The organism is Pseudomonas sp. HD6422 (assembly GCF_025377065.1).
Classification (GTDB): domain Bacteria; phylum Pseudomonadota; class Gammaproteobacteria; order Pseudomonadales; family Pseudomonadaceae; genus Aquipseudomonas; species Aquipseudomonas putida_U.
This window is the reverse complement of sequence record NZ_JAHWIW010000001.1, coordinates 216,873-241,321: the sequence shown is the minus strand read 5'-3', so window position 1 is coordinate 241,321 and position 24,449 is coordinate 216,873. Positions and strand designations below refer to the sequence as shown.

General features: G+C 55.9%; 30 protein-coding genes and 1 pseudogene. 12 read left to right on the top strand and 19 right to left on the bottom strand.

The features are described from left to right. The 6 genes and pseudogenes from KY379_RS01215 to KY379_RS01190 form a co-directional block, all read right to left on the bottom strand. The gene (locus KY379_RS01215; RefSeq protein WP_261240414.1) at window positions 1–426 is read right to left on the bottom strand and encodes a DNA methylase; all 426 of its coding nucleotides are present in this window, start codon (window positions 424–426) and stop codon (window positions 1–3) included. After that, window positions 423–647 carry a DUF2188 domain-containing protein gene (locus KY379_RS01210; RefSeq protein ID WP_104886479.1) on the bottom strand — a complete coding sequence of 75 codons (225 nt, stop codon included), beginning with the start codon at window positions 645–647 and terminating at the stop codon, window positions 423–425. Before KY379_RS01210 ends, KY379_RS01215 begins: the two co-directional genes overlap by 4 nt. A 16-nt stretch (window positions 648–663) precedes the next feature. Then, entirely contained in the window at window positions 664–822 is a 159-nt protein-coding gene (locus tag KY379_RS01205) for a hypothetical protein (RefSeq protein WP_261240415.1), read from the bottom strand. A 45-nt stretch (window positions 823–867) separates the two neighbouring features. After that, window positions 868–1,152 (bottom strand): DUF6555 family protein, encoded by a 285-nt coding sequence (locus KY379_RS01200; RefSeq protein ID WP_029380192.1) that lies wholly within the window; start codon window positions 1,150–1,152, stop codon window positions 868–870. Between the two features lie 103 nt (window positions 1,153–1,255). Further along, window positions 1,256–2,313, bottom strand: a pseudogene (locus tag KY379_RS01195) (M42 family peptidase). A gap of 32 nt (window positions 2,314–2,345) precedes the next feature. After that, entirely contained in the window at window positions 2,346–2,870 is a 525-nt protein-coding gene (locus tag KY379_RS01190) for a hypothetical protein (RefSeq protein ID WP_004573937.1), read from the bottom strand. Between the two features lie 196 nt (window positions 2,871–3,066). Between KY379_RS01190 and KY379_RS01185 the strand changes: the two genes are divergently transcribed. After that, window positions 3,067–3,924 (top strand): SDR family oxidoreductase, encoded by an 858-nt coding sequence (locus KY379_RS01185; protein WP_261240417.1) that lies wholly within the window; start codon window positions 3,067–3,069, stop codon window positions 3,922–3,924. 53 nt (window positions 3,925–3,977) lie between these two features. Here the strand turns inward: KY379_RS01185 and KY379_RS01180 are convergent, their stop codons facing one another. Further along, the gene (locus KY379_RS01180; protein ID WP_166524990.1) at window positions 3,978–4,139 is read right to left on the bottom strand and encodes a hypothetical protein; all 162 of its coding nucleotides are present in this window, start codon (window positions 4,137–4,139) and stop codon (window positions 3,978–3,980) included. 153 nt (window positions 4,140–4,292) lie between these two features. Here KY379_RS01180 and KY379_RS01175 point away from each other — a divergent pair, with 153 nt between their 5' ends. Genes KY379_RS01175 through KY379_RS01165 form a run of 3 tightly spaced genes read left to right on the top strand, consistent with a single transcriptional unit; the run spans window position 4,293 to window position 5,767 of the window. After that, the gene (locus KY379_RS01175) at window positions 4,293–4,796 is read left to right on the top strand and encodes a CinA family protein (protein ID WP_154211836.1); all 504 of its coding nucleotides are present in this window, start codon (window positions 4,293–4,295) and stop codon (window positions 4,794–4,796) included. A gap of 11 nt (window positions 4,797–4,807) precedes the next feature. Then, window positions 4,808–5,314 (top strand): hypothetical protein, encoded by a 507-nt coding sequence (locus KY379_RS01170; protein WP_154211835.1) that lies wholly within the window; start codon window positions 4,808–4,810, stop codon window positions 5,312–5,314. A gap of 9 nt (window positions 5,315–5,323) precedes the next feature. Further along, the gene (locus KY379_RS01165) at window positions 5,324–5,767 is read left to right on the top strand and encodes a DUF421 domain-containing protein (protein ID WP_261240421.1); all 444 of its coding nucleotides are present in this window, start codon (window positions 5,324–5,326) and stop codon (window positions 5,765–5,767) included. 27 nt (window positions 5,768–5,794) lie between these two features. Here KY379_RS01165 and KY379_RS01160 read toward each other — a convergent pair whose 3' ends face one another. Continuing rightward, a complete protein-coding gene (locus KY379_RS01160) occupies window positions 5,795–5,935 on the bottom strand; it encodes a hypothetical protein (protein ID WP_172455975.1) in 141 nt (46 codons plus the stop codon). Window positions 5,936–6,275: 340 nt separating this feature from the next. Between KY379_RS01160 and KY379_RS01155 the strand changes: the two genes are divergently transcribed. From KY379_RS01155 to KY379_RS01145, 3 genes are all read left to right on the top strand, one after another. Beyond that, window positions 6,276–8,030, top strand: coding sequence for a glycoside hydrolase family 15 protein (locus tag KY379_RS01155; protein ID WP_261240482.1), 1,755 nt, complete (start codon window positions 6,276–6,278; stop codon window positions 8,028–8,030). A 93-nt stretch (window positions 8,031–8,123) separates the two neighbouring features. Continuing rightward, a complete protein-coding gene (locus KY379_RS01150) occupies window positions 8,124–8,588 on the top strand; it encodes a hemerythrin domain-containing protein (protein ID WP_261240422.1) in 465 nt (154 codons plus the stop codon). Window positions 8,589–8,666: 78 nt separating this feature from the next. Then, window positions 8,667–8,915 carry a hypothetical protein gene (locus KY379_RS01145; protein WP_261240424.1) on the top strand — a complete coding sequence of 83 codons (249 nt, stop codon included), beginning with the start codon at window positions 8,667–8,669 and terminating at the stop codon, window positions 8,913–8,915. Between the two features lie 295 nt (window positions 8,916–9,210). Here KY379_RS01145 and KY379_RS01140 read toward each other — a convergent pair whose 3' ends face one another. From KY379_RS01140 to KY379_RS01130, 3 genes are all read right to left on the bottom strand, one after another. Then, complete coding sequence (locus KY379_RS01140) at window positions 9,211–9,447, bottom strand: hypothetical protein (protein WP_261240426.1); 237 nt, start codon at window positions 9,445–9,447, stop codon at window positions 9,211–9,213. Between the two features lie 43 nt (window positions 9,448–9,490). Beyond that, a complete protein-coding gene (locus tag KY379_RS01135) occupies window positions 9,491–9,946 on the bottom strand; it encodes a hypothetical protein (protein ID WP_261240428.1) in 456 nt (151 codons plus the stop codon). Between the two features lie 277 nt (window positions 9,947–10,223). Next, window positions 10,224–10,793 carry a hypothetical protein gene (locus tag KY379_RS01130; RefSeq protein WP_261240429.1) on the bottom strand — a complete coding sequence of 190 codons (570 nt, stop codon included), beginning with the start codon at window positions 10,791–10,793 and terminating at the stop codon, window positions 10,224–10,226. Between the two features lie 309 nt (window positions 10,794–11,102). Between KY379_RS01130 and KY379_RS01125 the strand changes: the two genes are divergently transcribed. Next, window positions 11,103–11,396 (top strand): hypothetical protein, encoded by a 294-nt coding sequence (locus KY379_RS01125; RefSeq protein WP_261240430.1) that lies wholly within the window; start codon window positions 11,103–11,105, stop codon window positions 11,394–11,396. A gap of 293 nt (window positions 11,397–11,689) precedes the next feature. Here KY379_RS01125 and KY379_RS01120 read toward each other — a convergent pair whose 3' ends face one another. From KY379_RS01120 to KY379_RS01105, 4 genes are all read right to left on the bottom strand, one after another. Beyond that, window positions 11,690–12,544, bottom strand: a complete 855-nt coding sequence (locus KY379_RS01120; protein WP_261240431.1) for a DUF5677 domain-containing protein — start codon at window positions 12,542–12,544, stop codon at window positions 11,690–11,692. Window positions 12,545–12,646: 102 nt separating this feature from the next. Continuing rightward, window positions 12,647–13,204 carry a hypothetical protein gene (locus KY379_RS01115; protein ID WP_261240432.1) on the bottom strand — a complete coding sequence of 186 codons (558 nt, stop codon included), beginning with the start codon at window positions 13,202–13,204 and terminating at the stop codon, window positions 12,647–12,649. A gap of 109 nt (window positions 13,205–13,313) precedes the next feature. Further along, on the bottom strand, window positions 13,314–14,273 hold the full coding sequence (locus KY379_RS01110; RefSeq protein WP_261240433.1) for an MvdC/MvdD family ATP grasp protein: 960 nt from the start codon (window positions 14,271–14,273) through the stop codon (window positions 13,314–13,316). Between the two features lie 14 nt (window positions 14,274–14,287). Next, window positions 14,288–14,689: a hypothetical protein gene (locus KY379_RS01105; RefSeq protein WP_261240434.1), complete on the bottom strand. Its 402-nt coding sequence runs from the start codon at window positions 14,687–14,689 to the stop codon at window positions 14,288–14,290. A gap of 524 nt (window positions 14,690–15,213) precedes the next feature. Here KY379_RS01105 and KY379_RS01100 point away from each other — a divergent pair. After that, the gene (locus KY379_RS01100; protein ID WP_261240435.1) at window positions 15,214–17,040 is read left to right on the top strand and encodes an ATP-dependent nuclease; all 1,827 of its coding nucleotides are present in this window, start codon (window positions 15,214–15,216) and stop codon (window positions 17,038–17,040) included. Window positions 17,041–17,327: 287 nt separating this feature from the next. Here the strand turns inward: KY379_RS01100 and KY379_RS01095 are convergent, their stop codons facing one another. The 4 genes from KY379_RS01095 to KY379_RS01080 form a co-directional block, all read right to left on the bottom strand. Continuing rightward, window positions 17,328–17,909 (bottom strand): hypothetical protein, encoded by a 582-nt coding sequence (locus tag KY379_RS01095; protein WP_261240436.1) that lies wholly within the window; start codon window positions 17,907–17,909, stop codon window positions 17,328–17,330. Window positions 17,910–18,006: 97 nt separating this feature from the next. Continuing rightward, window positions 18,007–18,381, bottom strand: coding sequence for a hypothetical protein (locus tag KY379_RS01090; RefSeq protein ID WP_119714029.1), 375 nt, complete (start codon window positions 18,379–18,381; stop codon window positions 18,007–18,009). A gap of 2 nt (window positions 18,382–18,383) precedes the next feature. Beyond that, the gene (locus KY379_RS01085; RefSeq protein WP_261240438.1) at window positions 18,384–18,854 is read right to left on the bottom strand and encodes a hypothetical protein; all 471 of its coding nucleotides are present in this window, start codon (window positions 18,852–18,854) and stop codon (window positions 18,384–18,386) included. A 47-nt stretch (window positions 18,855–18,901) separates the two neighbouring features. After that, window positions 18,902–19,297, bottom strand: a complete 396-nt coding sequence (locus tag KY379_RS01080; protein ID WP_261240440.1) for a DUF6957 family protein — start codon at window positions 19,295–19,297, stop codon at window positions 18,902–18,904. 128 nt (window positions 19,298–19,425) lie between these two features. On the opposite strand from KY379_RS01080, the gene KY379_RS01075 reads away from it, so the two are divergent. The 3 genes from KY379_RS01075 (at window position 19,426) to KY379_RS01065 (ending at window position 24,406) form a co-directional block, all read left to right on the top strand. Next, the gene (locus KY379_RS01075; protein WP_261240441.1) at window positions 19,426–19,893 is read left to right on the top strand and encodes a helix-turn-helix domain-containing protein; all 468 of its coding nucleotides are present in this window, start codon (window positions 19,426–19,428) and stop codon (window positions 19,891–19,893) included. A gap of 241 nt (window positions 19,894–20,134) precedes the next feature. Beyond that, window positions 20,135–20,782, top strand: a complete 648-nt coding sequence (locus KY379_RS01070) for a response regulator transcription factor (RefSeq protein ID WP_261240442.1) — start codon at window positions 20,135–20,137, stop codon at window positions 20,780–20,782. Between the two features lie 9 nt (window positions 20,783–20,791). Next, window positions 20,792–24,406 carry a transporter substrate-binding domain-containing protein gene (locus tag KY379_RS01065; RefSeq protein ID WP_261240443.1) on the top strand — a complete coding sequence of 1,205 codons (3,615 nt, stop codon included), beginning with the start codon at window positions 20,792–20,794 and terminating at the stop codon, window positions 24,404–24,406. Window positions 24,407–24,449 lie beyond the last annotated feature (43 nt).

Below are 24,449 nucleotides of genomic sequence, written 5' to 3'. Positions count from 1 at the left end.
TTACAACTTCGTCAAATGGGACAAGCCTTCACGCATGAAAATCTCCACGGTCTTTGGGCCTACGCCCTCTAAACTCAGTAGCCAGCGCTTAAATCCCTCAGCATCTGACCCCTCCTGCAGTGCCTCAAGTTGGGCAACCAGTTCCACTTCTACCTTGTTGCCAAGATCATGCAGTCGTCGGGCAGTGGATTCATCGTAGCGCGCATAGCCGGCCTGGCCGAGGAGTTTGACCAGCGTGGAATGAGAAGTCTGGGCAAGCTTAATCGGCGTATCCAGGCCCTGCTGATCGACAAACGTCCGGTACGCCTGCACTGCTACGGTGGCGCGGATGCGCTTCCCCATGAGAAAGCTGGCCAACAACCATCTGAACACGCCAAGGGCATCCGTGACCTCAATGCCGAGGTCACAGGCAATTATAGTCTTCAACCTTTGCTACGGCGCGGGTCAGCTGAACGTGGATAGGTGCGTTCCTCCTCGAGAGTGCCGTCCGCTTTGTGGATCTTCACGGACGCCGTCTTACCCTCGAAGACATCTGCAAGGACACTGACAAGCTCCTGCTTCGTGGCGGCTCGTTTTGAGGCTCGCTCAGCACCGACTTTCTTCAATTCCCAGCCATCCGAAGTCGGGCTGAGGTGATAACTATCCATCAGCTGGTTCTCCTCTCTAAAGGGATTGGCCATCGTCCTGAAGGTCTTCTTGAGCCTCAGCCGCATCCGTGGCATCAGCGTCATTCAGTGGCGGCGACGTGGGCTTTTCCGGATCGTTAATGAAAGGCACGTCGCTTGGGCCTTTTTCTTCAGAGCCTTCGGTTTTAGGCTGCATGGCAACACCTCCAGGCACGTTGATGGAATACCGGTCTCAGGCCCCTTAGGTAGCACCTGAGAATTTGCCGACATCGATAGGTTGCGGAACGAATTCGGGGCCCTCTCCAGCCAGCCTCCACTTCACCTTGGCAATGCCATACCGCTCAGCCATCGGGCGACTGACCAGTTTGATGTTCTGCTGACTGAAACGCGGAATGATGCCCACGCCGGCATCACAGCTGGCCCAGTGCCATGCGGCGCCGTTGTCCATTTTCTCCAGACGGATAATGAATGTCCGAGGCTCACTGTGAAGCTCGTACTCAATTACATAGAGTTGCTGTCCGATCACCAGAACTCCCTCCCTAGTCATGCGTTATTGAGCAAACCAAGGAAGAAATAATTCCATCGAAATGGCAGGTGGTAAGCCACTGCGCATAGTCGACGCGCCGGGGCTATGTGTCCTGACTACCTGTAAGAAATTCGAACAAGGTCTCAGCGCAGGCCGTAATCCCCTCCAGAAGCACCATTTCGAAGCCATGGGTATTCTCGGTGGGTATCGCAATGCAACCAGCCCGGGCATCGATCCCGGCGCTCATCACCGCGCTTGCATCGGATGCAAAATCGACGAGCAATGCCGACTGGGGCTTAAAACCGGCCTTTAGGCCAGCGGCGATCAGGCCCTGCACCACGGTGCGGCTGTAGTATCCCTTCTGGTCGCCGGTATTGATGATCGGGTTGGCCGAAAGCTCCGTGCCATATTCCTCAAGTACAGGGCCGACCTCGACAGCGATTGTGGTGTCGCCGGGCAGCCGGGAAGCTGCGTACATGGCGCCGGCATTCGACTCTTCCTCCAGCGTCGTAAGCACGAACCAAACGTCTTGCTTCAGTTTCTCTCGCCGTTCACTCAGTAGCTTCGCACAGAGAATGACAGCGCTCAGCGGAGCTCGGTCGTCGAGGAAGTGAGCGGCAATACAGTCATGTACCTTGAAGGGCTTACGCCAGTGCTGACTCAGCACGACTCGAGTACCAGGCCGAACGCCAAGCTTCTGGAGCTCTGACTTGCTCTTGCGCGTGACGATATAGACATCTTTCCACTGAACATTTCCTGCCAACACGTCTCTTCCATTCGAAGTACGACCGCTGTTGTGCATTGAACCGTAGGACAAAACACCCGGCAGGATGTGTTCATCGCCCAGGATATCGACAGGGCACACGCCGAAGCTTATCGGTTGCGCCCCCCCCCTAGAGCGAGCACCTCCAGGGTGCCGTTCTCCAGCACATTTTTGACGATCATCGCGATCTCATCGAGATGGGCCATAACGCGTATGGCTGCCTCTGGGCTACCAGCGCGGCCCCCACGAATTACCCCCACCACATTGCCAGCAGGGTCGATGTGCGTGTCATCACAGAATAGGCGCAGCTCGCGCAGACAAATGGCCCGTACTTCATCTTCTTGTCCGCCCGGCCCTCGGGCGTTGAGGAGCTCGGTCAGTAATGCCTCAGTCTTCAAAATGTTACCCCCATGTTCGCACGCAGACGTGTTCAGGCCAGCTGGATGTAAACCGAGTAGCTACCCAGTAACACCCAGAACACCAGAAAGATCCACGGCGTCCGTAGCGAGAACAGCAATGACTTTCGATGCCCTGCACGCGAGGTTTCCGCCTCACAGAAAAGCGGCGACTCGTCGTAAGCCAACCCCATCAACGGCTCGCTGCGCAGTAGGTGGCTCTGTTTGAGCTGCCAGTGATCGATGATGTTGTAGGCCGCCCGAATGCCAGGCCAGGCGTTGAGCGAGCTCAGTACCCCGAGCAAGGCGAGGAAAGCGGGCACGATCAGGGTGAACATCTCGCCCCATCCTTGATTGAGGTTCCCCATGGAGGAAACGAAGGCGATGACCAGGAATGACTGAGCCGCCAGGTAGGCGTCCGTGCGGTTGGCCAGGATGCTGGTTTCGTACTGGATCTCACGCCGGTAAAAATCCAGACGCTCCTTGGGAGAGCCAAACATCCTGGCATTGTGCTCGCTGATCTCGTGCTCAGGGGTCGCTGGGGTAATGATTCGAGGCACTCGCTACTCCGGGAATTGGGCTCCGAGCGAAGAGATGAGACTGGAGCTGAGTTCGGTAGAACAGGCGGTGGGGCATGAAATTCAATTGGATTGATATCCCGCACCGCTCGTCGCACCAACCGCAGATTGAAACCAACACGAGCAGGTCGGGCCTTTCGAACCGGTATGAACGTTCTCAACTGCAGGAGCTTCTACCATGCGCGACTTCCCTACCCCACCCTTCCCTTCGCAGCCTCAAAATATCCCCGGCTCACAACGCAAGATGGAGCCCTACCCGGATTGTGGTGAGCAGTCGTATACCGGCCATAATCGACTCGAAGGCAAGATCGCACTCATCACCGGAGCTGACAGCGGCATTGGGCGGGCAGTAGCGATTGCCTATGCCCGTGAAGGTGCCGACGTCGCCATCGCTTATCTGAATGAGCATGAAGACGCGCAAGAAACCGCACGCTGGGTTGAGTCCGCCGGCCGTCAATGCCTGCTGTTGCCCGGAGATCTGGCGCAGAAACAGCACTGCTACGACATCGTCGAAAAGACAGTCGGCCAGTTCGGGCGTATCGACATCCTGGTCAACAACGCGGCGTTCCAGATGTCCCACGAGACCCTGGAGGAAATCGACGATGATGAATGGGTGAAGACCTTCGATACCAACATCACCGCGATCTTCAGGATTTGCCAGGCAGCACTGCCTTCCATGCCCAAGGGCAGTTCGATCATCAATACGAGCTCGGTCAATTCCGACGATCCATCACCCAGCCTGCTGGCCTATGCCACGACCAAGGGGGCCATTGCTAACTTCACTGCTGGCTTGGCTCAGCTGCTCGGCAAGAAAGGCATTCGGGTCAACAGCGTTGCGCCAGGGCCTATCTGGACGCCTCTAATTCCTTCCACCATGCCAGATGAAGCGGTCAAGAACTTCGGTTCGAAAACACCACTGGGGCGTCCTGGTCAACCGGTGGAGGTCGCGCCGATCTACGTGCTGCTGGGCTCCGACGAGGCCAGTTATATCAGTGGGTCACGTTACGCAGTGACTGGCGGCAAACCGATCCTCTAGTGAAAAGAGGCTCGCCGTGCTGGCGAGCCTGACCCTCTTTTTGCGTGGCAGTTTCAGCGTTTGTGCTGATCGTGATCACGGGCCGTTTTTTGCGCTGTCGAGTCATGTGATGTGCCGGTGGATCCATCCGGACGATGAGCATCGTTGTCTCGCTCCTCTTCTCCATTCGGCCTTGTCTGCGCACCTTCTTTTTGGCTGTCGCTCACTTTCTTCATGTTGCTCTCCTCCCATTGCCTTTGAACAAGGGAAGCCAATCTACGGGGCAAAGTTCAGGTCAGTGACACTTCAGGAGATGGGCGGGCAACAGGGGCGATGAACCAATTACCCCAGGCTCGCGTCCACCGCAAAACAAGCGAATCGATTCTGGAATGGAAAACGACCCTGTACTGGCCGCCCTCGGCTATCTCAAAAACAACAAACTGATTTTGAGCACAGCAGAATCGTGCACTGCAGGCTGCCTTGTGGCTTTGTTGGCGGCGGTACCGGGTACCGGAGAGGTGCTGGAAAGCGGCTATGTCGTCTACTCACCCAGCGCCAAGAAGCGGCTGCTGGGGGTCAGCGCAGAAACCATCGAACGATACGGCCTGACCAGCGAAGCAGTAGCTTGGGAAATGGCCTTGGGCGCCTTGAGGGACAGCGATGCGAATGTGGTGATCGCCACCACCGGGATAGCCGGGCCGGCGCCCGAATCCGGGATACCACCGGGGACGATGTGCTTTGCGTGGGCCTTCGCCGGCGAGCCAATTGCCGTTTTCACGCGCACTCAACGCTTCTTCGGCGAGCGGCCTGAAGTCATGCGCCAAGGCGCCCTGTTCGGGTTGACCCGGCTTGCCCACTATCACCAACGCTGGTTACGCGGCGAGCGCGCCTGAGGGCTGTGATCATGTCGGAAGATGAACTGCTATCCAGACGTCACCCTGTTCAAGAAAACATTTCCCTGCAGCAGCGCGTCTGGCGCTTCGAGCGCGTGGGGTGGTACGTGCTCGTGGCCATCGTATTGCTTGCCCTGGCCGGCCTGTTCGGTAATGGCCCGTTGAGCGATGCCGAGGTGGTGAGCCAGGATGGCCGGGTACGGGTTGAGTATCAGCGCCTCAGCCGAAGCGGCACGACAGACAGCCTTTTCATCACCGTTCAGGGTACCCCTGGTCAGCCGGTGGAGGTGCAACTCGAGGGATCATTGCTCCGGGACGCCAGTATCGAGACTTTGCAACCGGAGCCGCAACGATCGATGTCGCATGGACAGGCCATGCTGTTCCAATTGGGTACTCACCAAGATGGCGTGGCCACCTTGTACTTGACTCTTCGAAGTGAGCACGTGGGGACGCTGGAGGGCAGCGTCAGGGCTGGCCCTGAAAGCGCCGTTCACTTCTCCACATTCCTTTACCCCTAGGAGTGCGTCATGGATTCGATCCTCCGCGCAGCCGGAATGTACGTCGCCCTTATGCTGCTGTTTCGCATAGCAGGGCGGCGCTCACTGGCTGACCTGACGACCTTTGACTTCGTGTTGCTGCTGATCATCGGCGAGGCCACCCAACAGGCTCTTCTGGGTGAGGACTTTTCGTTCACCAATGCCATGCTGGTGATTGCTACGCTGATCGTTCTAGACGTCGGTCTTTCGCTCGCGAAGCTCAACTCGAAGCCCTTGGCCCGGCTTCTGGATGGGCACGCTACCCTGGTTGTTGAAAATGGGCGCTTCCTGCATCACCGCATGCGTCGGGCACGCCTCACGGAGGACGATATCCTTGAGTCAGCGCGGGACAGCCAAGGCATCGAGAACATTGAGCAGGTCAAGTTCGCTATCGTCGAACGCAATGGAAAGATTTCGATCATTCCTGCTGAGTAAGGTACGGGGCTACACCTCTCAGGCCTTTTAGAGTGCCAATATCGCCTGGCTATGGTCGATGGTAGGGATGGGCATCAGTTCGCGCCGAGATACCAGCCAGGCCCGCATCCGCTCGGTATCAAAAATCTGACCCTCTTCCATCATCACCAGAATGAGCGCTTGGGACATTCGGTAACAGCCACATTGAGAACAGTGTCGCTCTTCCCAGCCACTGGTGCATTCGACGGACTCAGCTTGCCCCGCGCATATCAGACAACTCATGTAAGCCCCCTTTTGTTCTTGTTCCCTGCAGGGTAATGCGAGGGCACGAAGCTCCCTTGTGTCTCGCTTTACATGAGATATCCATGCCAATCCTAAATTCCCTCAATTTGCGCAGCGCTCACATAAGACGAACCAGACGCCAGATAGCCCTGTCGGAATCAGAAGACGTGATCTCGAAGGCATACTGATGGAAAGTGAACCGGTAGAAGCTCAACAGGGTGCACCTCAGCGAGATGAGGGTGGATGGTTGCCCCTGGAGCAGTATGGTGCGCTCGGCGATGGGCGCTCTGTGGCACTGATTGGTCTGGACGGTTCCATCGACTGGTGGTGTGTGCCGCACATGGATTCACCTCCCCTGTTCGACAAGCTGCTGGCTCCGCAAACAGGAGGCTACTTTTCCATTACCCCCAACCAGCCGTTCGTTGCTGAGCGGCGCTACCTGCCAGGCAGCAACGTCCTCGAGACACTCTTCATCACCCACGAGGGTCGTGCGCGGCTGACCGAGTCGCTGAACAGTGGCCCAGCTGGGCGTTTGCCTTGGGCCGAACTTGCCAGGCGCATCGAAGGTATCGAGGGTAAGGTCGACTTCGACATCGCCATCGACTTCGGAACCCAAGCCGACACGGTAAGCCCCTACGTGGCCCCGAAAGACAATGCCTGCGTTTTCCACGCGGGCCGAATACTCGGCATGTTCTTGCACGACCATCAAGTGCAAATCGAACGGAAGGATGACATGGGTGTTCGTGCTGTCCTTAGCCTTGCGGCAGGACAACGCTCCGTGCTTGCAATCATCGCAGGGCGTGATGAGCCGCTGGTGCTACCGCCATTGGCCCTGATCGATGAACGCATCGACGGCTCGCACCGGGAGTGGTGCCAATGGTCGAAGGGGCTGGTCTACGACGGCCCGTTCCAGACCCAGGTCATCCGAAATGCGCTGGCCCTCAAGCTGCTGCTGTCCTCTCCAAGTGGCTCGATCATGGCGGCAGCGACCTCATCCCTGCCCGAACGGATTGGCGGCAACAAAAACTACGATTACCGCTTCGCCTGGATACGCGACGCCGGCTACACCATCGAAGCATTTCTGGGCATCGGCGCTCAGCCAGAAGCCAAGGCTGCATTCACTTGGCTATTGCGCCGGTTGGATGAGCATGGGCCACGGGTGTTTTATACCCTGGACGGTGCAATCGGTGATTGCGTGCGCCCGGTCGATCTGCCTGGCTACAAGAACTCCCCTCCAGTGGTTGGCAACGACGCGCGCGACCAGCTGCAGCATGGCGTGTTCGGCGACATTTTCGAAACCGCCCGTTGCTTCATCGACAGCGGCAACATTCTCGACTCGCCGAGCGCCACAATCCTGTCCAAACTTGCCGACCAATGCGCCGACTGCTGGAGGCAGGAAGACGCTGGCATCTGGGAATTGCCGGAAAAACAGCATTACACGATGTCTAAAATCAGCTGTTGGCAAGCCTTGAGCCGAGCCATCGAATTGGCCGATGGCGGTCACCTTCCCACTACATGCCGGGAACGCTGGGATCGCGAGCGACAGCGCATCCAGGAATGGATCGAGGCGCACTGCTGGAACGAAGAGCGTCAAGCCTACCTGTTCTATCCAGGCAGCGACCGACTGGACGCTTCACTGGCACTGGCCGTCAGGTTCGGTTACCCCAGCAAGGAACGTCTACGCAGCACGCTGGAAGCCATTGATCAAGATCTGGGGGCCGGCGCTTTCCACTATCGCTACACCGATGCACAGGAGGAGGAAGGTTGCTTCCTGGCCTGCACATTTTGGCTTATCGAAGCCTGGGCCATTCTGGATAACCAGGATCGCGCCGAAGCCGCCTATGCAGACGCTTTGCAAGGGCTGTCACACGGTGTAGGCATCTACTCGGAGATGGTCGATCCGCAGACTGGACAATATCTGGGCAACCTTCCGCAGGGTTTGACCCACCTGGCAGCCCTCAGAGCCGCAATGGCCATCGGGGGCTGCCATCCTGAACGATGACGCCAAGCATCATCTGCGTTGAACCGTCTCGCTTGGCGGCTACTCAACCACAGGCAAGTTCTCCATTCTTTTAATCCGTGATGAGGTAACGCCATGAACGCTATCGACTTACTGATTCAAGACCACAAGCTGGTGAAAAGACTGCTCGAAGAGCTGTCGACCACCACCGAGCGAGCGGTGAAAAAGCGGGCCGATCTACTCCACAGAATCGAGCAGGAGCTGCAGATTCACACCGCGCTCGAAGAAGAAATTCTCTATCCGGCCATCAAGGAAGCGGGTGGCAAGGAAGAAGCGAAAATGTACTACGAGGCCAAGGAGGAACACCGGACTGTCGACTCCCTCGTCCTGCCCGACCTCCTGCATACCGAAACCGGCACCGTCGAGTTCGCCGGGAGAGTCAAGGTCATGAAAGAGTTGCTGGAGCACCACATCGAGGAAGAAGAAGGCGAGCTCTTCCCCACGGCGAAGAAGCTGCTCAGCAAGGACACCCTCGAGGAGATTGGGCAAACAATGGAAATGCAGAAAAAGATGCTCAAGGGCGAGCGCCGAGCCGCTTAGTGGAGCCATCACCTGCCAGCTCATTAGAAGCTGGCAGGTGATTAGCTTCAGACACCCCATCATCAGTTGGAAGGTTTCATGGAATATTGGATCGGGTTACTTGAATGGCCTGCCATGGTGATGACCGTGCTGGCAGCCTGGTGTATCGGTTCGCGCCGTCCTGGAAGGCGCAAGATAGGATTCAGCTGCTTTATTGCAAGCAATGTGCTTTGGGCGGTTTGGGGCTGGCAAGCACATGCCTGGGCTCTGATCATCTTGCAGTTCTGCCTTTGCGCCATGAATCTGCGAGGGTGGCGGAAAAACACGCAATTAGAGGTTTCTAGGTAGGGCTGGGTCGTTGATCGACTCCCGAGGAAGAATGAGGCCGCCGATCAAACTGCTGATTAGAGCACCACACTCGCCCACCCTCACGTGATTAAGGGTGGCTGGACACCGCTTGTCATCGCCACCCGACCACTTACATACCAATCCGATGCTTCATGTCTTCAGTGATGAGCTGCTGGACGCAAGCCATATATACCACGTACTAGAAAAAAAGCCATCGTTACATTCCTAACGATGGCCAAAGAACAAACTACAGACCGCTTCAATTCTGAGATCTTAAGCGGATTCGGTAGAGCAGCTACGTCTTGAAGAAGGCCAGCAACAGATAGCCAAACCTCAGCAAGATTTTCGCCCACTCCAGCAGTCTGTCATTCCAGCTACGAGAAGCGTCTTTCTGTTCACCTGAGGCCGAATCGGGCGAAGTATCAAGCTTGCGATGCTGCAAGGACTGTGAATCTCCAGCCGCAAAAATCTGGCCTGGCTTCATCTCTTTGGAGCAGGTCGCGCAAATGCAGCGATGGTGATTGGTGCTCATAATTGTCATCCCGTTCGAAAATGGAAAAATTTTTCGAAAGGAATCAACGAAGGCGGTGTTTGAACCCGCTGAGCTCAGGGCCGTCCTCGAAGAGAGGCACGCGTAGGAATGCGCGTTGAGAACGAGCAAGAAGGGAATTGAGTTTTATCAGGGCAGTCAAGCAATAGGCGAGTACGCCTGACCAGTAACGGGTCTGGCGAACAATGAAATCTGAGGACGCTAATGCCTCCGCTGCGTCCAATGCATCGAGAGCCAGCATGGCGCGCTCGACGACGCAAGTGAGCTTCCTTTTGGCGTTTCGAGGGTGAAATTCTTCTAGGCACTCGTCGAGAGCGTCCAGAGCGGCTTTAGCACGGCGCACGGCGTCGGCATCTGCTTTGGCTGCCCTCAGCTCCTGAAGGGCCAACTCAGACTTGAGCTCAGCCGTCATCGCATCCAGCGACACAGGCTCATCCGTCATGGCGACTGGCTTTTGCGGGGTTGATGAAGGATCGTCCATAGGGAGTCTCGGTTGTTGTCACCGGCTTACCATAGCGATTCCATTGCACCAGTACAATCGCCATGTTGATGCAGAACGTAAACGAGATTGACCCTCCACCCGCTCAAGGTACATCGACCTCAGGCTTAAGCTTGGCAGCCTCATCATGTGCTGACATTCAATCGGGGCTAAACTGTAATGAGCATTCAAACTACTAGGCGACTGCAGTTCGTGTCATTTACCTTATGCGTCTCCGGAGGGGCCCGCTCCTCTCCGGATCGCATGGATAAGTGAAAAATCAACTCGAGCTTTTAGCTTGCTTTGCTGCCAAAAACGCCGCAGTCCATAGCTGCTCAGCTAGCCACTCTGCTTCAACGGGGCTGAGTATCCACGCTACCCATCCAAACTTCATCGTGATCGCGCCGTCTTGGAGCAGAATGGCGAAGTCGTAGATGGCTTCTTTGTCATCGTAGAATACGACTATCGGATCAGGGTCATGGAACGCTCCGTGCGCAATAAAATTATCTCCAGATACGCCCAAAAATATTTGATCGTCACCCGGTTGGGGCTTGAGCATATAAGGAGCAATAAGATTGCTCCAACATGCGAGTCGATTGTCAAGCTTGCGTTTCATCTCCAGGGTACGTCGCTGCTTGGCCAGGTGAATTAGTGCATGACTCAAGCTCGTAGCCACCTGAACGGCTTGAGGCCGCGTGTACGCCACTCTGAAATCATGCAGCCACATATTTATGAGGCCTGAACGTTCAAGCTTCACGGTAGCGCGGTAATCTTCAGGCACCTCTGGAAAACTGAAAAATGTGGAAGCCTTGAAAGAAACCACGGGATTGCGGAGCTTGCTGGTAGTCATAATACTCTCAAAAAAATTGCTCTTAACTATACAAACGGTTCACTTTGGAAAAACCTTGAGCGCTTTTTAGAATTTTATGTTTTCTTCGCTGACTACCTCAGCGGCTCAACAAGCAAATTAAATCACCCACATAACATCACGACAAAACAACCTGAAAGCTCAGCAATCTAACGAACCTGAACGCTTCGCAGACATGAAATCTATGAGTACGTTCTAAGCAGACCGTTTAAAACGTGCCTTGACGGATCATCTAAACCGGCGAAAATATCTGAAATTTCCTGATGAGCTATGGGCACCATGAGATATTTCGTGACGTACATCTGCTTCGACACTTCGGTCGATCACAAGCAGCTTGGTACTGCTGATACAATCGGATATGCCGAGTACCAGATTGTTTCGCCGCTAGAAAATCCTGCGTATTCAGACTGCGAAACCATTAGCGCCATCGAAGCACGATTTGAGCGGTTGAGAAATTACCAAGCGAATCATAACCAGGTAACGTTCCCATGCTGCACAGTTAAAGTGCTCAGGGTTGAGCCGTTGGAAGACAGTTGGTTCGTTAAAGGTTGGGATCAACCGCAAATTTCCGCACACGCCCAGTGATATCTGGATACAGCGTATCCTTCGGAAACGAAGCCTGTTGCATTGGGGAGCTGATAATCCTAACCTCCCCTATCAGTTCAGCGCATGACGAGAGTTGCCCGACGAATGAGTAACAGACGGACTCAGAGGCTGAAAAAGATCTTTGGTATCAGTGATCACCCTGGCAAGCGGAGCGCGCAGGCCTGTAAGGCCGAAGGCGTAAAGGATGGAAGCCCGCCAGGGCCGAGACTGGGCGAATCGCCAAGGCTCGGTTTACGACAGCCTGGCCGCGAAGCGGCACGCCCCTAAGCCTCTTAAAAAAGGCGATCCATATCATCACCCGTGAACCCCCAGAAGTAGGCGACCTTCTGAGCTTCCTCTGACGCCGCTTCCAACACTGATCGGCCTTTTGGGAATAGCTCCGCATAGAACGCCACCGCCCTCGCCATCACATGCACAGCAGTTTGCAAAGCTACCAGAGCCAGCATTCGCTGATCCTCCATCGACTGTGCTTCCCCCATCTGCATGGAGCTGATGTAGGAGCTATGCGCATACCCGCAGAAATGGGAGTAGACGTTCTGGAAGTATTTCTTATGGAATCCTGCCCTCACCGCTTCGTCCGTCCATGACCACCCTACCCTCCATTCCCCCTTGAGCAGCCGCTTTGCTTGCTCAGGCTTGTAGTCGCCCAGGTACGGTGAGGCTTCGATCTCCGCAACTTGCTCTATCACCTGCAGGCGAGTCTTGCTTATGGTTTCCCTCGCCGCGTCGGTTGAGGGGTGTAGCTTGAGCCGATCCCTGAGACCGCCTAAACGCCAAACTCCGTGCCTGAATTTCCTAAGCGCGGGATCCTGGCTCTGGAAGATCCAATGGAACACAATGAAGGTTTCAAGGCATGCTCGGGCAAGGATCGTAGCGGATGAATGATCCACGAAGACGATCTCTTTACCATCTTGGAAACTCAGTTGAGTCTTGTTGATGAGCACTCTGACCGAGCACGCTTGCTTGAACAGCTTCACCGCCAAGATCTGGGCATGGTTGATCCAGGCATCATCTGGCGTCAGGGGCTGGTCGCGCTGGGATTCGATCATCACCGCAAACAATTCAGTGAGAGTCGAAAAATCTTGCTCCGGATCGCGTTGCGGGGTACTTGGCGAGATCGGTGGCATCACCACTCCTTGGTAGGCACAATCGCATGACGCACTACTTATGAGAGTGCATCCTAGTTGGAAACCGAAAGACCCTTGCGGGTGGCGCAAACCATAAGCTGGCTAGGAATAGCACATAATCAAAGGAGAAATAACGTCGGGACTAATAAGTTTCCCAGCCTCCGCAGCGATCCATTCACCTACTGGCCAGAGCACTTGCAGCACCAGCAAGAAGGTGAAGCTCAAGAACGCCCGAAGAAGGTATTCATGGGTCATTTTGATGCCGGTTACTTTCCTATTCACCAATGGGTAGTTGTAAAGCACCGCGCTAGATAACTGCTTTGCCAGTGCCGCCTTCGGTGAAATTTTTTTCCAACTCCGTACCATCTCTCCTGGGCTTAACTGGGCAAAGCCCTCAACTTTCAAGGTACGGAAGGCCCACGCTCCAGCCCCTAGTAAATAGGCGACAGCCCATCCAAAAAAGAACAGTCCGAGGCAGCCCATCCACCTGCTGGACTTATCAGTCCACAACGTAGGAAGAAGAGAGACTAGGACAGGGATGAGCGCAGTAATCGCAGCGAGGTAGATCCCTGCCTTGGCATCCGCTCCTTTCCGGCGGTCAACCTCGGCATCGAAAAGACGTCGCGATTCATCCAGCGCTACTTCGCTATCCTTAGACAAATCGCTAGCCTGAACAGAGGAAGCTAGGTGGCGTGCCCTCTCGTGATCTTCAGCCTTCTCCTCGGGCGTTAGAGGTTCGAGTGTCGGCCATATCCACTGAAGAAATTCCTTAAGCCTTACCAACACTGTTCACCGTCAACTCATCTACAATTGCTGCGGCTATAGGGTACCCGGTCAGGTTTTCAATCCATGCCCACTGGCCATTAGGGTTGATCTCCAGGAACCACAGCTTCCCCGCCCGATCACTAATCAAATCGATAGCCCCGTAGCGAAGGCCCAGGCGACTCACCAGCGCTACGCATTGATTCTGCACTAACTCGGGAAGACTGATTTTCTCATGGCGGAGGTCTGGACGACTTCCCTGACGCCAATCGACCTCAGTTTCTGGGCTCACTTGAGACCAAATTGCGGTAGCAAAAACTCGCTCACCTACCACGGTGACCCGCACATCGTATTTCTTGATTACCTCTGTCTGGACAATGAAGGGAGTCATTGCAATAGCTTGGGCTTGCTCATCCTCAAGCTTGCCTAGACGGGTGGTGAAAATGACGCGCTCTGTTTTACCAGTTAAGACGGCCTGGCGAAGAGGCTTGGCTATGGCCGGACTAGCCTCCGTGATGGTACGGGCAGAGACGATATCATTAGTGATGAGTGCCTGGGGGACATAGAAGCCAATTTCTTGAGCCAGCAGAAGCTGCATTGGTTTGTCTTCAGCCATGAAAATCTTGGCAGGCGAGTTGAGCCAGCGACCTTCCAGGCGCGAATACAAGCTTTTAAGAAAGCTGCTCCACTCTGCCTCGATGTATGCCCGTTCTCCTGCATCATCGACTTGGTCAGAGACTGCCGGCGCACCTGGCCTGCGAAAGTAGGCCCCGGAAATTTGTTCGCCCCGGACAGTCTCACCGCCCAGGGAAATAGACCAAGCATCGCGCGGGTAACTCGCCATCGTGCAGAGTGTTTGCGGGAGCTCCTCGGTGTTCAAGCGCATGAAAGGCTGGCCACGCCGACCAAGCTCCGCCACAACATAATCCATCGTAATGTCACGACGGTTGGTAACCAGCAATAACATGAGACGCTTCCAGGTCAGTCCGTGTAGTAACGAGTATCCAGCCCGAAGGTAGGGTCGCCGTTATCGTCCCGCTCCACCTGGACATTGGTCTTGGTCACCAATTCGAGAATATGGTTAACCTCGCACCGGTCATCACGCTCAGTTTTTGCATCTGTTTTAGTCACAAGCTGCAGCAGGTGATTGGTGGAGTCGAAACGGCGCATGAAAGCGGAGCTATCAGCAGACGATAGCGCTCGATAAGGATTGAAATCCTCATCGTCGCTCTCAACCTTTTGATAGGTCTTGGTCAACAGTTCAACCTGCCAACCTCCCTCATCATCCTGCTCAGCATTCACCTTCGTCTTAGTCATAAGCTCATCCAAGGCGCCATCCGCAATGATGGGCACTACCCCTGCCGAGGATTCAACAGCCCACATCTTGAGCTCTGGAGAGTAGTAGCCAGGGATCCTGTCCTCTCCTGTCCTGGGAGTGGCATATCTGGACAGGAACGGTGACGTTCCAGACGAATTTGCTAGAGCTCCCAAGCTGACTTCTCCTGTGCCGGCAAGTCGCGAACAGCGACCAATGGCTGACAGTACCATTTGGCCAGCACGGAGGTAAACGCAGCTTGGGCAAAGCCCAGAAAACCTCCTGCTAAAGCCACTCAATCGAATTGCTAAGTCATAAAAACCCCTCAATTGGCATCTGGTCACTGCACTAGCATGCCATCAGACGAAGGCGCTCAGAACTGCACGATTCGGAGTCAACAGCGGGAAATCCCATGCCGAGTCGGTGTAAGCACAGGCATGTACATAGCCTGTATGCCAAGTCATCCCTGCGACTAAAGCATACATCCAGTTGCAATTAAAGGCATTGTGCCATTAGCGCCATCAAGCTACGCTCGCGCGGCCAGACAAGCATTCGGCACACCACTAAACATGCGCATGAGTGAGATAGGTAAATGTCGATCCCAAAAATAACAAAACTTTTGATCAAAAACTTTGGCTGCATTGGGCCTGAGGGGATTGAAGTTGACATTGACAAAATTGTCGTTCTTGTCGGCGCCAACAACTCAGGGAAAAGTACAATCCTAAGGGCATTCGAAGTCGTTACCGAGGGACAAAAGCTTAACCAAGATGACTTCCATAATCGTCAAACCATTCAAGATGCTCTACCTGAAATCGAACTCCACTCTATTGTTATTGAAGAAAACAAGCCTGGTGACGAATGGTGTGCTGTAGCTCCTCATGAAACCTGGGTCGTAAAAGAACGCTGGACTTGGGCAGGAGCTGGCGTTGAGCCAGTGCGAATTGGTTACAATGTAAAATTAGGTCGCTGGGCTGAGCCCGGCGACAAAGAAAAAATGCCTTGGGGCATGAAATCTCTATCGAATTCGAGACGCCCTAAGCCCCATCGGGTTAACACATTTGATAGCCCAGAGGCGCAGAGCAAAGCTATCACCTCGCTTCTCAAGAGCCTTGTTGAGGATGATCTTAAACGAATAAAGGCTAGCGATGAAGATGAGAAATCTCGCTACGAAAATATTGTCGAAAGTTTGAAAACTCTTCGACAAGACTCTAAAGATATCCAAGCTGCCGGGATTGCATCGATGCAAACCCAGGCCAATCTTATCTTGGAGCAAATCTTTCCAGGCTACGAGATGAAGGTTGTAGCACCTGAATGCATGGCGCCAATTAGCATTGACCTACTTGGAGAAGAGTTTTCCCTTGAGATGGGCGCAACCAACGGCATCTCCTTCCCTCTCGAAAAACAGGGCAGCGGAACACAGAGAACCGCTCTGTGGACGATATTGAAGTTGCTCGCTGACAAAGGCATAAAGGCCAGAGCTGTTGGTAGTAAAGCAAAGCAACATCACGAGGCTCTGGGCGCGAACATCTCACATATTCTACTTATTGATGAGCCCGAGGTTAGTCTTCATCCTCGAGCCACACAGGCCGCACGAGACGTTCTGTATTCCCTACCTGACAGCGAAAACTGGCAGGTAATGCTCACCACCCACTCGCCGAGCTTCATTGATCTTGCGAAAGATCACACAACCATCATTCGTGCCGAAAAAGATCACGACCACAAGGTCTCGGCCACGACTCTTTACCGTCCTGATCGCGTGCAACTTGATGAGGATGATAAAGAGAACCTCAAGCTTATGAACCTCTTTGACTCGCACATATCCGAAGCTTTCTTCGGAGGTAAAGTGCTGATCGTTGAGGGTGATACCGAATACACTGCGTTCAACTATATCAGGGATCGCGAGGTCAAGAACGGTAGCCTGCGATACAAAGATATCAACATCATCAGAGCGCGAGGCAAGGTCACTGTTGCCTCTATGATGAAGGTATTGAACCACTTCAAAACCAAATACTACGTCCTGCACGACACTGACCAGCAAAGAACGAAGTCTCGCTCTTTAGATAAAAAGGCCAGCGTGGACGGCAAGAAAGTCTACAAAGAAATTGAAATAAACAATCCAGCCTGGACGAACAACACGAAGATTCTCGACCAAATGAGTGATTATTCCCGCGTCGTGGCTTCTATCGGAAACTTTGAAGCAGCCTACTTCTCAGAAATCATCGAGAGTGACAAACCTGAAAACCCAATGAACAACATCAAAACTAATGCAGAGCACTACAATGTAGTGAAACAGCTGCTTGATGGAGTTCTTGGGTTCGATGATACCGTCTTGCCATCGGGTTCAATCGCTTGGTCGAGCATGGACGAAATCGATCAGGCAGTGAATGCCTGGAGGGACAGCGTAACAATCGTGAGCTGACGCTCAGATGAAGGCCCCACTAACCTGGGGCCTACAGAGCATGAGGAGTTACCATTCCCAGCTCAACTCCGTATCACATCGCGTCAGATTAGGTTAGCAAGCAGGCTGGAATAATCAGGGCTCCGACGATGTTTCAGAAAAGCTTAATGAAAATAAAGCCACTGCAACCAATGCAAGCGGAGCGCGCAGGCCACGAAGGCCGCAGAGGTGAGGATGGAAGCCCGGAGGGCCAAGCCCAGCTTAACTGGGCTTGGTTTACGACAGCCGTACCCGAAGGGTCACCCAAATCAGCGGTGCAGCTTACTGAAACGCTCTACTAACCTTGCAGGAGCAATCGACTGCCACGTTTCAAGCACGGTGGTTTTATAGAATAGATTAATTCCAACCCCTACAAAAAATGCCGCAATTAAGCACGCAAGAGCAAATGCACAACGCGTTACATCCCCGGCATATTCTGCGAACCCATTCACAGAGCTATAATGATAGCCATCGACAATTGAACCCAACCCAAAGAAAAACGCGATCCAAGCAAGAACAAACACCACTGCGGAAATTACCGCCCCGTTGGCCCAGATCCCAAGTTGTGCGGCATACCGCAGACTCGGCACCTCTATGACCTTGCCATTCTCCGGTTTCACCGCAAAAACAAAGCCTTTATTTTTTACTTTATTTCGAGACTTCTGTACCAGGCCGTAAAACTCGTACTCCTTGCCACTATCTACCTCCTCGTAAATCTTTGTAGGCATTCGGAAGTTTGGAATCAGCACATCATCCACCTTCATGATCACCTCCACGTTATCCGAGTACGTGTTGAACACACGCATATCTTCCAGCCGCCCTTTAAAACGCAGATACTCGAACTTAATCACTTGAAGCTCCTTGCTTTTTGCCAAAACTCAGGCACAGAGATACTTAGGGCATGACACATTCACACCCCTGGCTCATTTCTAAAATTGACTTCCGCGATTAGGTGTTGGGGTAGCGATTACCCACAAGGCGCCGAAATTCATTAAAGCTACGCCGACCACCATCACGTTGGAATGTAGCTATCACGTATCGGGAGTGGATCGTGGTGATCACCCAGAACTTCCCCTCCTTGGCCGTAGCGAGGATGTCGGATGTTTGGATAAGGTGGCCATCAGCGTATCGTCCGTGCGCCCCCTTCTTGGCATGCCCGAACACGACGCCAACCGCGCTGTGCCTACTGATGTGGACATTTACAAGAACCGCCGTGACCTCTTCTTCGAAGCCCTGCCCGACCGCTCGAGCAATCCGAAGCAGGTCGAAATCGGAATAGCGTTTGACGTAGAAATCGACTTCCACTTCGCTGTTCTCTGACATGGTTAATGCCCCCCAAGCCCTGTAACAGAAGCGGAAGTCGAGGCACGACTGCGATACAGCTCCTTCAGCCCAGTCAGGAACTCAACTTTTAGGCCTGGTTCATGCGTGTCGATGTAAACCTCACCGCCCTCAACCTCAAGGATCGAGACCGGCACTTCATCCAAGCTGAAGCCCATGGAGAGAGACACCAGCTTTTCCATCTTCCAGCCATCGCCTTTGTTCATCCAGCCGGGTGTTACCGCTTGGACTTCCTGAACAAGCAAGGTTTCATCTTGTGCCACTAGCAACTCAACGAGCCGGGTCTCGTCATTGAGCATTTCTTCATAGCTTCTGAATTGACCTTCATGGAGACGCTGAACACTCACGTGATACCAGTGCGTAGCAAGAGCTCGGGAAACGCCGTGCCAATGCATCAATCCATCTCCAAACATACCTGGGAAACCGGCGATATCAGCTTGGTGCGAACGGAACATATCTTGACCTCTGAAACAGGCAAGTCGCCACGAGTAGGCCGTGACACTTAGAAGATGGAGAAGATGCCTTGCAGGCTGGAAGGCTTGCGATACCCGGGGCCTTTCAACACGTAGGCAGTATTCCGAGTTACGAACAGGTAGCCATCTTGAAACGAAGTGCCCATGGAGGAGCGTACCCAGTTACCGGGCTCGAAGCGCCTCTGCTCGTCATGCAGCACCTTGTAGGCAAACAGAAACATTGGTTGGCATCCAGCTGCGGTTACTTTGGCCCGCTCCTCTTCCGTGACTATCGCATCGAGGATCACCCACTCTTCAACTACGCAGATGGGAAACCACTTGAACCGCTGTCGGGCCGCAGCAAGGACATCTTCGAGAGACAGCTCGGAGCCAATCAGGGCAACCCCATTTTCGCCCAGAAGCCCATCTTCGAGCCCACTTACCATCCGCTGCATCCCCGCCAAAAATTACAAATAAATTGACGATCTATGCCTTGACCGCCATCCATATAACTATAGCTCTTTGCGTGGCGGCAGGCAAACGCGGCATACCGTTCGCTTTTGGGGAGCATACGATGTCGCTGCGTTATTCCTTTGCAGCATCCCTCCAGTTGCTACGCACTCGAAAAGGGCTGTTCCAGGAGGACATCGCCAACGTCGGCGGCTCGGTCTCCCAGCCCTATGTGAGCAAGCTAGAACTCGGAAAGAGTGCGGTGAGCCTCGACACCAGCTATCAGCTAGCAGTCGCATTGAAGGTGGAACCGATCACCCTCCTAGCCCTAACGGTTGCCTCTCATGACCAAAAAACAGCTAGGGAAATGCTGTTGGCTGCGCTTGCGGAACTGGATGCTTTGGAGCTGGCAGACGCGAGCCTTCCGACGGAGCCTGCGGAATTAGCCCGCCATGGGACTTATGACGCCAGGAAGAAATGGGTGGCCGTTCAGGACTTGAAGAAGAGAGGCTTCACCCAAGCTCAGGCGAAGAAAGAGCTGGGCATTCCTGAGTCGACTTTGCGTCGGTTGTGGCACCAGCAATTCGAATGAGCAATCCGTTGTGAAAAGCTACCGAGGGGCATGACCGCAATGGTTGCAGGCTCATCACAGAGCTTGTGAGGTGTATCGCTCCCTAACCCCTCTCTTCCTGACTCACTATCAGTTCAGGCTCACTCCCCATCACAATCCCACCGAATCTAAAGATTTCACGTCAAAGGCATCAAAGCCTTTTGGGCTTTGATCAAGGGCAAGGGCAAGGGCAAGGGCAAGGGCAAGGGCAGTCAAAGCCTAGATGTTTTTGACACTAAGCCCAGTGTGTCCACAAAACGTATTCATTGTCGACGACCATCCCGTCATCCGCCTGGCCGTTCGCATGTTGCTGGAAAATCAAGGCTACAAAATAGTGGGCGAGTCGGACAATGGCGTCGACGCCATGCAGATGATTCGCGAAGCCCATCCTGACCTGGTGCTCCTTGACATCAGCATCCCCAAGCTAGACGGCCTGGAGGTACTTTCACGCTTCCAGTCCATGGCACTGCCGCTCAAGGTGCTTGTCCTCACCGCCCAGTCCCCGGCGCTGTTCGCCGTACGCTGCATGCACTCCGGTGCGGCCGGGTATGTCTGCAAGCAGGAAGACCTGAGCGAACTGCTCAGTGCCATCAAGGCCGTACTCGCCGGTTACAACTATTTCCCCAGCCAGGCGTTCAATGGCGGTAACGAGACGGCCGACGCCGACTTGCAACTGTTCCGTCAGGTCAACGACCGGGAGTTGATGGTGTTGCAACTTTTTGCCCAGGGACGGACCAATAAGGAAATTGCCCAGGGGATGTTTCTCAGCAGCAAAACCGTGAGCACTTACAAGAAGCGCCTGATGCAGAAACTTCAGGTCAATTCCCTCGTCGACCTGATCGACATGGCCAAACGCAACGCGCTGGTCTGAGGGCGGAACATGCCACGCTACGTCACTCCCCTGCTACTCGCGCTGGCCCTGGCCAGCGCTGAAGCTCGGGCCACCGCGCCCCAGCCCGCTCCCTACACCTTATTGCCCCGCTCCACCGCCAATCCCGTCCAGCCGACGCTGAGCGAATCCCAGCGGCGCTGGCTGCAAGAGCGCCGATCATTGCGGCTGGGCACCTCCGCCCCGGACTACCCACCGTTCGACATCACCAGCGGCGGACGCGACTACCAGGGGCTGACCGCCGAATATGCACACCTGATCGGCAACGCGTTGCAGGTGCCGATCGAGGTCGTGCGCTATTCCTCCCGGGATGCGGCGGTCAGCGCGCTCAAGCACGGTGAGATCGATCTGCTCGGCAGCGCCAACGGCTATGAGGCAGCAGTCGATGGCCTGGCGCTGTCGCGCCCTTATGCCGTCGACCAACCGGTGCTGGTCACCCGCGAGGATCAAGCGCCCCCGCTCGACGCCGGCCTGGCCAACCTGCGCCTGGGCATGCTCGACCACTATCTGCCCAGACGGGACATCCGCACCGCCTACCCCAACGCCAGACTGATGGCCTTCGGCTCGTCCGCCCAGGCGCTCAATGCCGTTGCCTTCGGCCAGGCCGATGTGTTCATTGGCGACACCATCTCCACTCACTATCAACTCAACCGCGGCCACCTGCCCGGCTTGCGCATGGCCAACTTCAGCAAGCATGAAGCAGTAGGCTTCGGCTTCGCCATGCGCAGCCAGGACACGCAGTTGCAAACCCTGGTGAACATGGCTCTGGACATTCAGCCCGGCGCCGTGCACGGCAGCATCTTCAAGCGCTGGAGCGCGGGCAGCGACCTGCTGCTGACCGACCGCCAACTGCACCTGACCCCGGCAGAACAACAATGGTTACGCCGGCACCCGGTGATGCGCGTGGCCATCGACGAAACCGCCGCACCGGTGTCGTTCTTCGATGTCGGCGGGCACTTTCGCGGCGTCACCGCTGACCTGCTGGAACTCATCCGCCTGCGCACCGGCCTGCGCTTCGAAGTGCACCGCGCCAGTGGCACCGCCGACATGCTGGCCCGCCTCGAAGGTGGCCGGGTCGACCTGATCGCGGCACTGGTCAACGACAATCTCGACGCCCAGCACCTGCGCAGCACCCGCACCTACCTGGAAAGCACCCATGTGCTGGTCACCCGCGACGACGAGCGCCAGGTCGATTCACTGGAGGACCTGCGCGGACAGCGCATTGCAATCACCCGCTACAGCACCCTGGACGAGCTGCTCGCACGTGACTTTCCCCAGGTTGCCTGGATCGAAACGGAGAACACCTATTATTCAATGGCGCTGCTGGAAACGGGCGCGGTCGATGCGGTGATCACCACACTGATCGATGCCAATCACGCCCTGAACAACGATCCCAAGCTGGTCATCCGCAGCGCCATCGGCTCCGAGCCGGCCAGCTTCGCGATGGCTACGCGCGCGGAGGACACCGCCCTGGCCTCGGTGCTGGACAAAGCCTTGGCGAGCATCTCGCCAGAGGAGCTGGGAGTGATCAACAACCGCTGGCGCGGCTACGGTCCACCTGACGGCAAGCGCTGGCAGCGATTGCGTCAGCTCGCCGTGCAGGTGCTACTGGGCACCGGTTTGCTGCTGCTGCTCGCAGTGCTCTGGAACACCCGCTTGCGTCGGCAGATCCGCCAGCGCCAGCAGGCCGAACGGGCACTGAGCGATCAGCTGGCGTTCATGCGTGCATTGCTCAATGGCACCCCCCATCCAATGTACGTGCGCGACCGCCAGGGCCACCTGCAAAGTTGCAACAGCAGCTACCTAGAGGCCGTGCAGGCCACTGCCGAGGATGTGATCGGCAAGCGCCTGGAACAGAGCCTGTTCTGCGATCCACTGCATGCCCGGCAGATCGAGGCCGACTATCAGCAGGTCATGCGCGACGGCACACCGCTGATCCTCGACCGTCCCTTAAAGTTGCGTGGGCGGGAAATGACCCTCTACCACTGGATCCTGCCCTATCGCGATTCCTTGGGTGAGCCGCAGGGCATCATTGGCGGCTGGATCGACATCAGCGAGCGCCGCGAACTGGTCCAGGAGCTGCGCCAGGCCAAGCAGCAGGCCGAGGACGCCAACCGCGCCAAGAGCACCTTCCTGACGACCATCAGCCATGAAATCCGCACGCCGATGAACGCACTGATCGGCATGCTGGAACTGGCCTCCATGCGCGCCGAACAGGGCCAGCTCGACCGCACTGCGCTGGACGTCGCGTACCACGCCAGCCGTGACCTGCTGGGACTGATCGGGGACATTCTCGACATCGCCAGAATCGAATCCGGCCAGCTGTCCCTGGTACCGGAGCCGGTTGACGTGGCGGCACTGATCGCTTCGGTGCAACGGGTATTCGAAGGCCAGGCGCGGCAAAAGGGCCTCACCCTGGAGGCCGACATCGCTGCGAGTGCACGCTGTCACGCCCTGCTCGACCCGTTACGCCTCAAGCAGATCCTGTCCAATCTGGTGAGTAACGCGATCAAGTTCACCGACCATGGCCAGGTCCGCATCCAGGCCTGCGTACTCGACGCAAGCGGCGAGGACGCGCCAACCCTGGTAGTAGAGGTACGCGACAGCGGCATCGGCATTCACGACGCTGACCTGCAACGCCTGTTCACGCCCTTCGCCCAAGCCAATCTGCACAGCCAGGGCGCTCGCGCCGGTACCGGCCTGGGGCTGGCCATCTGCCGCAGCCTGGCCGAAATGATGGGGGCCGACCTGCAGCTCAAGAGCCTGCAGGGCGTCGGGACCCAGGTGCGCCTGGCGATGCCCCTCTGCCGGGTCGAGCCGCCGCTGGCCCATGGGCGGTCGGCCCAGCACCTGGCCTCCCCCAACCCGCATCTGAAGGTATTGGTGATCGACGATCACCCCGCCAACCTGTTGCTCATGGCCCACCAGCTCAACCATCTGGGCCTGCAGCAGACCACCGCCAACGAAGGGCGCGAAGGCCTGGCGAAATTTCGCAAGGGCCAATTCGATGTGGTGATCCTCGACTGCAACATGCCGCACATGAATGGCTATCAGTTGGCCGATGCGATCCGCGCCTACGAGCGCCAGCATGATCTGCCGCCCTGCACCTTGCTCGGCTACACCGCCAATGCCCAGCCCGAAGTGCGCCAGCGCTGCCTCGAGGCGGGCATGGACGACTGCCTGCTCAAACCCATCAGTCTGGCCACGTTGTGCAAGCACCTGGCCCGGGTACTTCCACGTCATCTGGAGCACGGCGTGTCGCGGCGACCGTTCGACCTGAGCGGCCTGGACGCCGTCGTCGGCCTGGAGGCGCAGGACCTTCAGCGGCTGCTCGACACCGTCAGCCAGAGCCTACGCGAGGACTACAGCGCCCTGATGGCGCTGGAGGTGGAACAGGATACCGAGGCGCTGGCCGAGCAGGCACACAAGATCCTCAGCGTGGCCAGAATGCTGGAGGCACAATCGTTGATGACGGCTTGCGAGGCGCTGGAGCAGAACGGGCTGAGCGTGGCCGAAATGAAACGGCGACGACAGGCCTTGGCGCGTCAGATGCGCCGGGTGGAAAAAGCCCTGGACCGAGCGCAGCAGGCCGGGTCAGGGCTTTGATTGGACGCAGCGCAGGCGCGATAGCCTGGCGCTGCTCCAGTGG

Bases quoted from the DNA above. Each gene is read 5' to 3' on its own strand.
- KY379_RS01210 (WP_104886479.1), bottom strand. From the start codon at position 647: ATGGATAGTTATCACCTCAGCCCGACTTCGGATGGCTGGGAATTGAAG.
- KY379_RS01205 (WP_261240415.1), bottom strand. From the start codon at position 822: ATGCAGCCTAAAACCGAAGGCTCTGAAGAAAAAGGCCCAAGCGACGTG.
- KY379_RS01185 (WP_261240417.1), top strand. From the start codon at position 3,067: ATGCGCGACTTCCCTACCCCACCCTTCCCTTCGCAGCCTCAAAATATC.
- KY379_RS01180 (WP_166524990.1), bottom strand. From the start codon at position 4,139: ATGAAGAAAGTGAGCGACAGCCAAAAAGAAGGTGCGCAGACAAGGCCG.
- KY379_RS01175 (WP_154211836.1), top strand. From the start codon at position 4,293: ATGGAAAACGACCCTGTACTGGCCGCCCTCGGCTATCTCAAAAACAAC.
- KY379_RS01170 (WP_154211835.1), top strand. From the start codon at position 4,808: ATGTCGGAAGATGAACTGCTATCCAGACGTCACCCTGTTCAAGAAAAC.
- KY379_RS01165 (WP_261240421.1), top strand. From the start codon at position 5,324: ATGGATTCGATCCTCCGCGCAGCCGGAATGTACGTCGCCCTTATGCTG.
- KY379_RS01160 (WP_172455975.1), bottom strand. From the start codon at position 5,935: ATGTCCCAAGCGCTCATTCTGGTGATGATGGAAGAGGGTCAGATTTTT.
- KY379_RS01150 (WP_261240422.1), top strand. From the start codon at position 8,124: ATGAACGCTATCGACTTACTGATTCAAGACCACAAGCTGGTGAAAAGA.
- KY379_RS01145 (WP_261240424.1), top strand. From the start codon at position 8,667: ATGGAATATTGGATCGGGTTACTTGAATGGCCTGCCATGGTGATGACC.
- KY379_RS01140 (WP_261240426.1), bottom strand. From the start codon at position 9,447: ATGAGCACCAATCACCATCGCTGCATTTGCGCGACCTGCTCCAAAGAG.
- KY379_RS01135 (WP_261240428.1), bottom strand. From the start codon at position 9,946: ATGGACGATCCTTCATCAACCCCGCAAAAGCCAGTCGCCATGACGGAT.
- KY379_RS01130 (WP_261240429.1), bottom strand. From the start codon at position 10,793: ATGACTACCAGCAAGCTCCGCAATCCCGTGGTTTCTTTCAAGGCTTCC.
- KY379_RS01120 (WP_261240431.1), bottom strand. From the start codon at position 12,544: ATGCCACCGATCTCGCCAAGTACCCCGCAACGCGATCCGGAGCAAGAT.
- KY379_RS01110 (WP_261240433.1), bottom strand. From the start codon at position 14,273: ATGTTATTGCTGGTTACCAACCGTCGTGACATTACGATGGATTATGTT.
- KY379_RS01105 (WP_261240434.1), bottom strand. From the start codon at position 14,689: ATGTGGGCTGTTGAATCCTCGGCAGGGGTAGTGCCCATCATTGCGGAT.
- KY379_RS01100 (WP_261240435.1), top strand. From the start codon at position 15,214: ATGTCGATCCCAAAAATAACAAAACTTTTGATCAAAAACTTTGGCTGC.
- KY379_RS01090 (WP_119714029.1), bottom strand. From the start codon at position 18,381: ATGTCAGAGAACAGCGAAGTGGAAGTCGATTTCTACGTCAAACGCTAT.
- KY379_RS01085 (WP_261240438.1), bottom strand. From the start codon at position 18,854: ATGTTCCGTTCGCACCAAGCTGATATCGCCGGTTTCCCAGGTATGTTT.
- KY379_RS01080 (WP_261240440.1), bottom strand. From the start codon at position 19,297: ATGGTAAGTGGGCTCGAAGATGGGCTTCTGGGCGAAAATGGGGTTGCC.
- KY379_RS01075 (WP_261240441.1), top strand. From the start codon at position 19,426: ATGTCGCTGCGTTATTCCTTTGCAGCATCCCTCCAGTTGCTACGCACT.
- KY379_RS01070 (WP_261240442.1), top strand. From the start codon at position 20,135: ATGTTTTTGACACTAAGCCCAGTGTGTCCACAAAACGTATTCATTGTC.
- KY379_RS01065 (WP_261240443.1), top strand. From the start codon at position 20,792: ATGCCACGCTACGTCACTCCCCTGCTACTCGCGCTGGCCCTGGCCAGC.